The sequence below is a fragment of the SAR324 cluster bacterium genome (assembly GCA_029245725.1).
Lineage (GTDB): Bacteria > SAR324 > SAR324 > SAR324 > NAC60-12 > JCVI-SCAAA005.
In genome coordinates, this window is the sequence record JAQWOT010000343.1 from 45,905 (window position 1) to 58,144 (window position 12,240).

At 44.4% G+C, this 12,240-nt stretch carries 9 protein-coding genes; all 9 read right to left on the bottom strand.

Annotated elements, in window-relative coordinates:
- Positions 1 to 16: 16 nt before the first annotated feature.
- The 9 genes from xdhB to P8O70_18850 all read right to left on the bottom strand — a co-directional run bounded on the left by xdhB (position 17) and on the right by P8O70_18850 (position 11,998).
- Complete coding sequence (xdhB, locus tag P8O70_18810) at positions 17 to 2,410, bottom strand: xanthine dehydrogenase molybdopterin binding subunit (GenBank protein MDG2198892.1); 2,394 nt, start codon at positions 2,408 to 2,410, stop codon at positions 17 to 19.
- 29 nt (positions 2,411 to 2,439) lie between these two features.
- A complete protein-coding gene (locus P8O70_18815) occupies positions 2,440 to 3,897 on the bottom strand; it encodes an FAD binding domain-containing protein (protein MDG2198893.1) in 1,458 nt (485 codons plus the stop codon).
- A 22-nt stretch (positions 3,898 to 3,919) separates the two neighbouring features.
- Complete coding sequence (locus tag P8O70_18820) at positions 3,920 to 5,101, bottom strand: urate hydroxylase PuuD (protein ID MDG2198894.1); 1,182 nt, start codon at positions 5,099 to 5,101, stop codon at positions 3,920 to 3,922.
- A complete protein-coding gene (locus P8O70_18825) occupies positions 5,098 to 5,859 on the bottom strand; it encodes an ABC transporter permease (GenBank protein ID MDG2198895.1) in 762 nt (253 codons plus the stop codon). The genes P8O70_18820 and P8O70_18825 overlap by 4 nt, the downstream gene beginning before the upstream one ends.
- A gap of 12 nt (positions 5,860 to 5,871) precedes the next feature.
- Positions 5,872 to 6,654 carry an ABC transporter ATP-binding protein gene (locus P8O70_18830; protein ID MDG2198896.1) on the bottom strand — a complete coding sequence of 261 codons (783 nt, stop codon included), beginning with the start codon at positions 6,652 to 6,654 and terminating at the stop codon, positions 5,872 to 5,874.
- Between the two features lies 1 nt (position 6,655).
- The gene (locus tag P8O70_18835) at positions 6,656 to 7,657 is read right to left on the bottom strand and encodes an ABC transporter substrate-binding protein (GenBank protein ID MDG2198897.1); all 1,002 of its coding nucleotides are present in this window, start codon (positions 7,655 to 7,657) and stop codon (positions 6,656 to 6,658) included.
- Positions 7,658 to 8,210: 553 nt separating this feature from the next.
- A complete protein-coding gene (glpK, locus tag P8O70_18840; protein ID MDG2198898.1) occupies positions 8,211 to 9,698 on the bottom strand; it encodes a glycerol kinase GlpK in 1,488 nt (495 codons plus the stop codon).
- A 190-nt stretch (positions 9,699 to 9,888) separates the two neighbouring features.
- Positions 9,889 to 10,464 carry an SMC-Scp complex subunit ScpB gene (scpB, locus tag P8O70_18845; protein MDG2198899.1) on the bottom strand — a complete coding sequence of 192 codons (576 nt, stop codon included), beginning with the start codon at positions 10,462 to 10,464 and terminating at the stop codon, positions 9,889 to 9,891.
- A gap of 208 nt (positions 10,465 to 10,672) precedes the next feature.
- Positions 10,673 to 11,998, bottom strand: a complete 1,326-nt coding sequence (locus P8O70_18850; GenBank protein ID MDG2198900.1) for a PAS domain-containing protein — start codon at positions 11,996 to 11,998, stop codon at positions 10,673 to 10,675.
- Positions 11,999 to 12,240 lie beyond the last annotated feature (242 nt).

Sequence of the window (12,240 nt, forward strand, 5' to 3'; positions counted from 1 at the left end):
AATTATTAAGGTTTAGCTAGGCTACTTTTTCAGCCTTATTTGTGATGGACTGCCCTGGCTTAGAAATCAGAGGAATTTCTGAATTAGTTAGACCCCACGCTGCCTCAGGATTTCCCAACCAAGTCATGCATCTCAGGACTTCTTCAGAGGTCGCTGGAATAGCCAAGGGAACTATTTTGCCAGGCGAAATATGTTCAAGTGCCTGTTTGACTGCTGTAAATGCGGCAAGTGCAAGCATCAAGGGGGGTTCCCCCACAGCTTTGCTTTTCCGAATACTTCCATTCGGTGCTGGATTCTCGTAGAGTTCGATCCTTAGATCTTTTGGGAGATCTCCAAAATTAGGAATTTTATATGAAGTTGGTGAACACGATAGTAATTTCCCATCTTCCTGGTAGCGGAGTTCTTCCATACTCACCCAACCTAAACCTTGCACAAAACCCCCTACTATCTGTCCTCTGTCGATACCTGGGTTGATTGAATGACCGATATCTAACAACAAATCGGCTCTTTCTAACTTCCATTGGCCTGTGAAGCGATCAATCTCTACTTCAGCAACGCATGCCCCTGTAGTGTAGTAGTGGAATGGGCTACCTTTTCCTGTGAATTGATTGAATCCAACCCCCGGAGTCCTATAAAATCCTCTCTCACCGAGATTCACGCGGTTTCTGTAGGCTTGCAGTGCAAGTTCACCAAAAGTTACCTGTTTCTCAGGGCACCTTCGATCCCAAACTTTGCCTTCAGAGAATTCAATAGCCTCTGGAGATTTAGAAAGTCCAACTTGGGTATCTGCGAAAAGTTCAGCGGCAAACTGAGCAAGACGAGATCGTATGGCTTGGCAAGCATTGGCTGCTGCCATTCCATTGAGATCTGTACCAGCAGAGGCAGCTGTAGGAGAAGTATTATGATTCTTCTCCGTCGAGGTCGTCATGTACTTGACTTGCTCTGAGGGCACTCCCAATTCCTCTGCTACGATCTGACGGATTTTAACCGTTAGACCCTGTCCCATCTCGGTTCCACCAGTTGAAACCTGTACACTGCCATCCTTTAGGATATTGATGAGTGCATTCGCCTGATTGAGAAAAGTAGCTGTGAAGGATATCCCAAACTTCATGGGCGTTAGCGAAATTCCCCGAAGATGAGTCAGAGATTTCTCATTAAACTGCCTGATCTTTTCAAGTCTTGTCTTATAATCAGAGCTTTCATGGATTTGATTTAGAATTTGAGGCAGCCGGCTTTCTACCCTCTGACCGTAAGGGGTAAAATCTCTTGGAGAATTTCCATAGCAGTTCTGACTACGAATTTCATAAGGATCGCGCCTTAATTTTGCTGCGATATCCTCCATCAAGTTTTCAACCACAGCCATTCCTTGGGGTCCTCCAAATCCTCTAAAAGCTGTATTTGGTGGCAGGTGAGTTTTACAGACTTGACCCCTAAGAGTTATATTCTGTATGAAATAAGCGTTGTCAACATGTAGCAGAGCTCGCTCCATAATGGCTAATGAAAGATCCGTGTAAGCTCCGCCATTGGAATACAACTCCACTTTCAGGCCCAAAAGATTCCCTTCCTTACCAACTGCAGCCTGATATTCACTTCTGAAAGGATGTCGTTTCCCAGTAACGTGCATATCCGTGTCTTTGTCGTAAGCAATGCGTCCTGATCTTCCTGTTTTCTTGGTGACTAATGCAGCCATTAATGCCGGCAGGGCCGCTTGCGTCTCTTTTCCTCCGAAGGCTCCTCCCATTCTACGGCAGGTACAGATCACCTCATTGAAACCAATTCCCAGCATGTGAGCTACAACCTCCTGAAGCTCTGTTGGATTTTGTGTCGATGCCTGAATCAAGATCTCATTGCCTTCACCAGGATGTGCTATGACCGCTTGGGACTCTAGATAGAATTGCTCTTGGCCGTTGCTGTAAAATACACCCTCAATTTGATGTTCGGCTTTACGCCACGCTCCTTCAAAGTCTCCACGCTTGATCTCTCGAAGATTACCCAAGAAAGAATTTTGTCTGAGCGACTGAGAAATTGTCAGCCATGGCGTTTTTTCCTCAACTTCGATCTGAACCTGTAGGCGTGCTTTCCTGAGCGCACTGGAATTTTCAGCAGCTAAGACCACAATTGGCTGTCCAACATACTCACACACATCTTTTACCAAGAACGGTTCATCAGCAATCACAGGCCCAAACAAGTTCGCTCCAGGTATATCTTGCCAAGTGAAGGCCCCCACAAAGCCAGGAATCAGATAAAGGCTACTCAAATCTATTCGCTTCAACAACCCATGAGCAACTGGACTTCCAACAAAGCCCACTACTAACTCGCCAGCATTTGCTACGCTGTCATCTGTGTATAGTGCAGCCCCCGTGACATGCATTTCAGCAGAGTCGTGGGCAAGGCTTTTACCTGTTTCCATGCCTTTTCATATAGTCTTTAAATGTTTCATTATGCCACCATCGAAATTTCTTCATGAAAGAATTTTTTGAGAACCGTCTCTGCCAAACAATTTCGGTAGTGAATAGATGAACGTACATCTGAAATAGGACTGATTTCAGACACAGCTATTTTACCAGCTTGTTCAATCAAGTCTTGCGTGCATTGGTTACCTTGGAGGACTTTTTCGGTTTTGTGAAGACGAATAACGGTTGGCCCCACCCCCCCATACGCCAATCTAATTTGTTTGAATCGACCTTCAACTATTTGCCATTGAATGGCCGCTGTGAATGTGGAAATATCCAAATCTCTCCTCTTGGAAACCTTAAACAAGCGCTGTGACAAACTCTGATGAGATTTTTGAATCCTAATAGCCCCAATCAATTCACTTTGTCGAAGATCTAGTAACTTGTAGCCTTTATAAAACTTTTCGATTGGAATCCAACGCCATTTCTCCCCATCACAAGCCCCAATTTCTGCCTCACTAACGTATAGCCAAGGCAAACTGTCCGCTACCGGTGAGGCATTGGCCAGATTACCCGCAATGGTCCCACGATTTCGGATTTGAGGGGATGCAAACAGATCCAACATGTCTTTTACATTAGGCCAATTTACTAGAGCCCACTCTTCCAATTCCCTCCAACTGACATTTCCACCAAAAATCAGGTGGTTCCCTTCCTCTCTGATCCCACACAATTCAGAAATTTCGCTTGTCGCAATCAATTCTTTGGGATCGATTCTCTCTTTATTGATCTGGACACATAGGTCAGTTCCCCCAGCCAACCATCGAGCTTCTAGGTGCTTGCGTTTAATTTCTACGGCGTCCTTTAGCGTTCTGGGCCTCCAACACTTTCTTGGTATTTCCTGCTCTAGTGATGGATCAACTTCTTGCAATGCAAAAGGGATCTTTGTCTCTTCTTTGAGTTGTTTTACGATTGCACCAGGAGGATATTGTTCAGCAAGTTTCCAAGAATTAATTTTTTTTGAGGCTTCCGCAGAATCAATGATCGCTTCATAGCCCGTGCACCTACAGAGATTACCGATCAATGCTTCTTTCGCAGTTAATTTTTTCCTCGTGGATTCTGAATCTACCAGAGCATTTGCGGCAAGTGCCATCACGATTCCAGGAGTGCAATAGCCACATTGTGAACCAAACCCATCTCGCATTGCCTGCTGAACTGGATGCAGCCGATCTCCCCAGGCTAAACCTTCGATTGTGATAACGTGAAGTCCATCCAATTGGTGGACGTTCAAAATACAGCTATTAACAGCTTCGTATTTAATTTTTTCTGAACTCGTATACCCCAACAAAACCGTACAAGCCCCACAGTCCCCTTCTGCACAAACGACCTTTGTTCCAGTTAATTGTCTTTCTTTTCGGAGCCATGTTGACAGAGTCTGCAAGACTGCCAAGCCTTTCACCCGAATTGGTTGACCGTTACAAAAGAAAAATACGTAATCGCGTTTCATTTCAAATATTTGAATTTTAAACTCATAAATGCTGTTGAAGCCATCCACCCAGTTGATTTCGTTCCTCCTGGGTCATTCCAGTCAGGTTTGCAAGTGGCATTGTATGCGAGGTAACTGCCTGAGACTGTACCTGAGCAGCATATTTTCGAAGATGAGCGACAGTCTCCAAAATAACACCCTTTGGTGGAGCACTGAAACCTGGTTGGGTTGGCATGGCTGCGTGACAAGAAGTGCATCGACGCTGTAAAATGTTGACCGCTTGATTGTCACTAACCATTTGGGTGGTCACTGTTGTTTCTCTCATCCAAGGGCCAGAGAGAATCACAACGGCAACGGTTGCTAAAGCCGCGCTTGGCAAAAGCCAATTTGGATGTTTCCCCTGGTGGCGTAAATTGAAATAGTGCTTGACGACAATTCCAATCACTGACAGCGAGCCTAAAATCAACCAGTGGTAGGAATGGCCAAAGGTCGTTGGGAAATGATTACTGATCATGATCAGCAAAACAGGAAGTGTCAGGTAGTTGTTGTGTCTGGAGCGCTGAAGACCCTGCTTTCCCATTTTACCATCAGGGGGCTCTCCAGCTAGCATTGCCCCTACCATCTTCTTTTGTACAGGGATGATGACAAAGAAGACGTTTCCTACCATCATGGAACCAATCATTCCTCCTACGGTAATGTAGGTGGCCCTGCCACTCAAAAATTGACCCAATCCCCAAGCAACAATTGGTAATGCAATGATAAACAAGTAAAGCATCCAATCGTTGTGCTGTCCAAAAGGAGACCGACAGAGCTGATCATAAATCAGACAGCCTAAGAGCATAGCACTCAGATTAATCGCAATCGCTTGCCAGCCAGACAAATCAGCGACCGAAGGATCTACCATATAGGATTCAGCCTGCCAGAAATAAACGATGATCAGCAGCGCCATCCCACTGACCCAGGTCATGTAAGCTTCCCACTTGAACCAATGAAGCTTCTCTGGAAGCTTTTCTGGTGCTACCTGGTATTTCTGTGAATGGTAGAATCCACCTCCATGAACCGCCCACAAATCCCCTGCAATACCAGGTGGATTAGGCCCTTTTCGATTCAGTTGCCCCTCAACCCAATTGAAGTAGAATGAAGCCCCTATCCAAGCAATCCCCGTGATCATGTGGATCCAGCGAACCACAAGATTTAACCATTCATGAATATGTGCTTCAATCACTGGTGGCTCCGATAGGCCCAATGAGCGGTACGCTTCTCAATCGCTGCGAAAATGGCATACATTACTATACCCTCGAAAGCTAAGACCAGTAAGCCTGCAAAGACCAAGGGAACTTCAAAATTTGCTTGGGCTGAGAGCATTAGATGTCCAACACCATGATTCGAGGCAACAGTTTCAGACACGACTGCCCCAACAAACGCCAAAGTGATGGCAACCTTGAGAGATCCAAAAAAAAATGGCATCGCTCCTGGAATTCCTACTTTCAACATAATATCCAGCTTGCTGGCCCCCAATGACCGTAAGACATCTTCTAACTCTGGCTCAGTCGTAGCTAGACCGGTGGCTACATTTACTACGATAGGGAAAAAAGAAATCAGAAAAGCCGTAAGCACAGCTGGCACGGTACCTATTCCAAACCACAATACGAGGATTGGAACAACAGCCACCTTCGGAACGCTGTTGAAGCCAACCATCACTGGATAAAGCCCCAGATAAATCGTTTTAGACCAGCCAATCAACAATCCGAGCAATAACCCAAAAACAACGGCAATCCCAAACCCCAGAGAAGTAGAAAGCAAAGTATAAAGGGAGTCTTCGATGAGTGCCTCATGAAAAGTAAGCATCGCATCAAAGATAACAGTTGGAGCTGGTAGGAAATATTCAGGAATCCCCCCCAATTGACAGATAATTTCCCATATAAGAAACATTGAGACTGTTACGAACCATGGTGCCAATCTTTCTAAGTTACGCTTTTGCATCAACTCCATAGATTAGGCTGCTCTTGCGGTCCGAATTTGGTCACGCAGCTGGTGAACAATGTCAACAAATTCCTTTTCAAAACGAATGTCCAGATCTCGGGGTCTTTCAAAGGGGATCTCTAGCTCCATTATTATACGGCCAGGTCGATTACTCATCACCATGACTCTATCAGCCAAAAAAGCCGATTCAATCAAGTCATGAGTAACTAGTAAGACAGTAAACTTTCTCTCCTGCCAGAGGTCACGCAGCACACACCAGAGCTCTTCACGAGTAAAGGCATCAAGAGCTCCGAAAGGCTCATCAAGCATTAAAACTTCTGGTTCGTGGATAAGTGCTCTACATAGTGAAGCTCTTTGGCGCATACCACCTGAAAGCTCCCACGGGTATTTTTCAGCGACATCTTCCAACCCAACGGAACTCAGTAACTCTATCGCTTTATTGGCGTGAGCTTCCCGTTTCTGACGGAAAGTTTCTCGATGGGGTCTTACAATCTCTAAGGGTAATAGTAGGTTGTTGAGGGTCGTTCGCCAGGGAAGCATCACTGAATTCTGAAATGCCATCCCGACATTTCCCAAGGGACGAGTAACTTCTTGATTCGCAACTACGACAGATCCCTGATCTGCCCGAAGCAAGCCAGACATCAGCTTCATAAATGTTGACTTGCCACAGCCACTAGGTCCGACAAGAGCGACAAATTCCCCCTTGGACATCTGAAGCGAAGCCCCCTCCAACACAGGTGGTTCGGCCAAGGTGTACGATACTGAAACCTCGTCAATATCGACAAAATGAGTCACTTCAGTTGACCTTCCTTTGACTCATTGCGGGCAGAAACTCACTTGTAAAGACCGAAGCTGCCGTTGGCTTATTTGAAAAGTCATAGGTTATACCAACTTGGTTAATGGATTCAGACAGTCGCTGACCTTCCACATCACCAAAGCCTCGTTCTTTCACTTCAGCTGTAATCACGTTATCACGAATAGCCATCTCTAAACGCTCCAGCTCAACGTTTCGTCGAGCGATTTTGTTCCGTTTCATCAGATAATCAATTGCTGAATTGGGATCCGCAATCGTATCCATCCAGCCACGAATAATTGCTCTGACAAATCCTTTTACCAGTTGTGGATTTTCAGCTGCAAAATTTGGATTCACAATCACTGTGTTACCATATAGCTTCAGCCCATAATCCGACATCAACATCACATTGATATCTTCTTCCTTCACTCCTTTTGATTTCAAATTCAAAAAGGATGAGAATGAAAAACCTGTGATCGCATCCACCTCACCAGCAGCAAGCATCGGCTCCCGAACTGGGAATCCGACGTTCTCAATGGTCACCTCTGTCGACCTGATGTTGTTTGCCGCTACAAAGGCTTCCCATTGCGCATAAGCACCGTCAGAAGCGGGAGCGCCGAGGATTCTTCCTTCCAGATCTTTAGGCTTCATCACTCCACTTTTCTTAAGTGAAATAATTGCAAATGGTGGGTTGTTGTAGACCATCAAAATTCCTTTGAGACCAATGGTTGGATTTTTGTCTCGAAATTTGATGAGTGAATTAATGTCAGCAAAACCAAATTCGTAAGCTCCCCCAGTGACTCTAGGAATGGCTTCGAGGGAACCCCTGCCTGTGTCAATGGTAACATCCATTCCCTCTGCTTCAAAATATCCTTTATCCAGGGCAACAAAGTACGGTGCAGCGGGACCTTCAAATTTCCAATCCAAAGAAAATTTGATAGGAGTCAACGCAAAAGCGGATGTCACATAGAGGATCGTTGCTAAGAGGATTGTTAGAAATCGCATGGTGTATTCCTTAATTTATGGAATTAAATAGCTTTCATTCAGAGTTTGGGATGAAAGAATCAGTTCCCAACAACAAATTCCAGACCATCTTAAGAATCGGCTCGAATCGTCAATGATTCAAGGTGTTGGGTGGTTACTCGAAATCTTGGGGCCGAATAAACATAGATGAGTTTATAATCAGTTGCCCAAGAATTTGACAGTGGGGTGGGGTTACGAGATTTGAATTTTACTAGGTCAAGAATATCTATTCGTTACTTATTCTTTCTGTAAAGGCGAACAAACCTTAAAATCATGACTGCTGCGAAAATAAGAACCGCATGTGTAGATATAGACTAAAATGGGTGCCAAAACGAATTCATGAGTTCTTTTTGATGCGAATGCAGACTCACAGATAAAGAATGGAACTTGGAGCGCACAGGAGCAGTCCCAGCAATAAATTTTTCAAAGCATTCTACGGGTTGGTTCATCGGAAAATGAGCGGAACTATATCAGCAGTTAGAGCTTGGGACAACAAGCAATTTTTTCAAAAATGTAATTTATAAATAAATCAATTTTACTGAAGCCATTTTTTAGATCGCTCTTCAGCACGTAACCAACCTGTTATACGAACATTTCTATCGTCTTCTGAAATAGTGCCTTCAAATTTTTGATCTTCCTGCCAACAACTTTTTAGAGACTCAATGCTTGGCCAAACTCCAACTGCCAATCCAGCCAGAAAAGCGGCTCCAAGAGCGGTACTCTCTGCATTTTTAGGACGTCTTACGGTCCTACCCAAGAGATCAGCTTGATCTTGAGCAAGGAAATTATTTGCTGAGGCTCCCCCATCAATTTTTAATTCTTGAAGGGGGTAACCAAGGTCTGCCTCCATGCATTGGAGAACTTCAGCTGACTGATAAGCGATCGCTTCCAGTGCCGCTCTTACGATATGAGCTTTGCTGGTGTTACGAGTAAGCCCAATGATTAATCCGCGGGCATACGCATCCCAATGGGGTGCTCCCAAGCCTACGAAAGCGGGCACCACGTAACAACCATCTGAATTATCAACGCTCAAGGCCATCTTCTCTGTTTCTGAGGCATTCTGAAAGAATTCCATTTTGTCCCGAAGCCACTGAATCAGTGATCCAGCTACGAAAACAGCCCCCTCAAGGGCATAGGTACGTTCCTCACCAATTTGCCAAGCAATTGTCGAGAGTAGTTGATGTTGTGACTCAACAGGCTTTGGGCCAGCATTGAGCATCAAAAAACAGCCTGTACCATATGTGTTTTTTGCCTGCCCCACATCAAAACAGGCTTGGCCAAATAATGCTGATTGCTGGTCACCTGCAATTCCAGCAATGGGTAAAGATTTACCGAGGATCGAATTTTCAATTTCAGCGAGTTTTCCACTCGAAGGTACAATTTCAGGCAATGCTGATTGCTCAATCCCAAATATTGCCAGCAACTCCTCATCCCAGGATGCAGATTTAAGATTACAAAGCATGGTTCTGGAAGCATTGGTCACATCTGTTTTGAAAACTTTCCCTGCGGTCAGGTTGCAGATCAGCCAAGAATCAACTGTTCCAAAACAAATTTCACGAGCTTTCATTCTTTCAGATAGTCCAGGTACCTCATTGAGTAACCAACGCATCTTGCTAGCTGAGAAATAAGGATCCAAAACCAATCCAGTTTTTTTACGAATCAATGATTCCTTGCCCTGCGCTTTCAGTTGCTCACAGATTGCCGTGGAACGTCTACATTGCCAAACAATTGCTGGAGCAAGTGGTTTTCCAGTTTCTTTTTCCCAGACAACCGTAGTTTCACGCTGATTAGTGATCCCCAACCCAACAACGTCTTCAATACTTACATTCGTCTTTTGCATCACATCCAGCATGGTCTTTTGTTGGGTTTCCCAAATCTGAAGCGGATCCTGCTCTACCCACCCAGTTTGTGGATAGTGGCAATCTAAAGGGGCGCTGGATTGACCGATAATTTCTCCCTTAGCATTCACGAGTACAGTTCGAGAACTTGTTGTGCCCTGGTCCAAAGCCATAATAAGTGTCATAGGTTTTCTCTTTAATTCGACTGATCTGTTTTTTTATTGATTATCACGATAGGAATTCGGGCTATCTATTCGGCATTTATTGGAGCCATTATAACTTTGTGTGAAAGTTCGATCAAAAACTTATAAATTTTTCTCGATGCATCTATGAGAATTTGTGGTAGCAAATCCTCCAAACCTTTGTTCTTTAAATTTACAATTCAGTTTCCATGAGAGGTAAAGAGAGTTGATCATGCGATTCATCTTCCATGTCCAATTCAGCTAGCGTGGGCAAGTCTTTCAAAGACTGTAGACTGAAAACCTCCAAAAAGGTCTTGGTGGTCGAATAGAGTGTTGGTCTTCCTGGTAGTTCAGCTCGACCACTGATTCGGACTAATCTTCGCTGGAGCAATGTTCTCAAGGTACTGGAAGAATCGACACCTCGCAGAAATTCAATCTGCGCGCGCGTGACCGGTTGCTTGTAGGCAACGATGGAGAGAGTTTCCAGATTCGCTGGGGTCAGTCGAAATGGCTTGATGGAATCCACCTTTCGAATCCATTCTCGGACCTTTGGTACCGTCCTCATTTGGAATCCCCCTGCAACATCTTCAATCCTAAAAACTCGCCCTGTAAGCTCGTATTCTGTGTTAAGTTGTAAAACCGCCTGACGCAATTCTTTTGTTGAGGGCTCTGTTCCCACCAAGTCTTTGAGTTGCTGAATTGTCAACGAACGAGGAGTAACAAACAGGAGAGTTTCAATGACTTCAGTCAGCTTTTTTTCCTCGACCATCCAAGCTTCTCAATTTTTCATTTCGGAGTGGAACCAGAATAAACTCAACAAGATCACTACCCGTCCATTTCATTTTTTGGAGAATTTTCTGGAGCACGTCCTGTTCTAAATTCACGATTGCTCCCGTAATCACCCTAGGGGAACCTTTCTCGTTACGTTGCGTGACAAAGCCCTGGTCATGGAAGTAGCGATAGCTGCCTGATTTTGTTCACAATCTATAATGAATATCATAGGCCTCAGAGTCACCAGTTAGCAAATTACGCATACTGTTCATGGCACTTTCATAGTCCTCAGGATGAATCAATTGAATGAAGCCTTCGACAGTCTTTAATTCATTTGTTGTGAAGCCGAGCCATCGGGCCTTGTTGGGGTGATAAACCATTTCCTTTTTGTCATAATTCCACTCCCACCAAGCCGCTTTTCCTACTTCGTTGGCTAGAGTCATTCGCTTGTTATTAAGTTTAACTTCCTCCATCAATTCTTCTTGTTTTCGCCGATATCTTCGAATTTCTGTAATATCCAGCAAAACCAACACAGCCCCCTCAATGTGATTCTCAATTGTCTGATAGGGCTTTACCTCTAACTGACACCAGCGATCCCCTTTAAGTTGTACTTCCCTTTTAACCGGGACAAGAACCTTGAGAACTTTTTCGAGATCTTCCATTAAATTTGGATAATTAAAGCTTCCGGCTAGGTGGGCGATTGGTCGACCAACATCCTGGTTTAAGAGGGGGAAATACTCTTGTGTAACTGGAGTAAAATTGCGAATGCAAAGCTGTCGATCCAGAAAGACGATCCCTATATTTGTGGTCAAATACAGGTTGTTTAGATCATTATTGGCATTGGTCAATGCCTCTATTTTTTTCTGGTATTCTTCATTCAATGTGTAGAGTTCTTCGTTGACAGAGTGAAGTTCCTTGTTCGTGCTCTGCAATTCCTCATTGGCAGACATCAATTCTTCATTCGTACTCTGCAATTCCTCATTAGTTGTCTCTAACTCTTCTATAGTTGCCTGCAGACTCTCCCAGGTGTGTTGAAGTTCCTGGTCCATATCTCTAAGTTGCTCTCTGGCTTCTTCGCTGAAATTAACCGTTGATTCTTTGACCCTTTTATCCTCGTCGTTCAATTCATTCAAACTATTGAAAGTAACGATGAAGAAATCCTGTGTGAATGGCCTACGTCGATAAAGAGTGACCGAAAGCCTCATCAGTTTTGGTCCTTCATCAGTATCGATCTGGACATCCTTGAACATGATCTCGCCACCGTTCTTTTGCACGGTGCGAATCGCATTACTGACAATGATACCAACCTTTTGATCCAGCAATCTCAACAGATTATAGGTCAAATTCCCCTTGGGGATTCGGACAAACCCGTTGATATTTCCCCATACGTGAGGAATATTCAGTTCCAGATCAATAACTACAGACGATGGAACATACGGATCCATCAAATGTTCATAGATTCCCTCGATCAGCTTTTCTGTTTTCGGCTGCCCCCCCCTAACTCCTGCCTTGAGACCAATCCTTAAGTCCATCCTGACTTCCATTTGACTGGACTCGACAGCTTGGAATTCTGGGAAATAGACATCTCCTTTATTCCTAAAAATTCGAGCATGGCTATCCACGGTTCAGAAGAGATCCGGTGCTTCTCCAAGGGCCTCACTCCCTCCAAGGAACATGAATCCATTTTGGTTCAAGGCAAAGCTGAACATTGAAAGTATACGTTTCTGCACTCTTGACTGGACATAGATCAGCATATTTCTGCAAGAAATCAGGT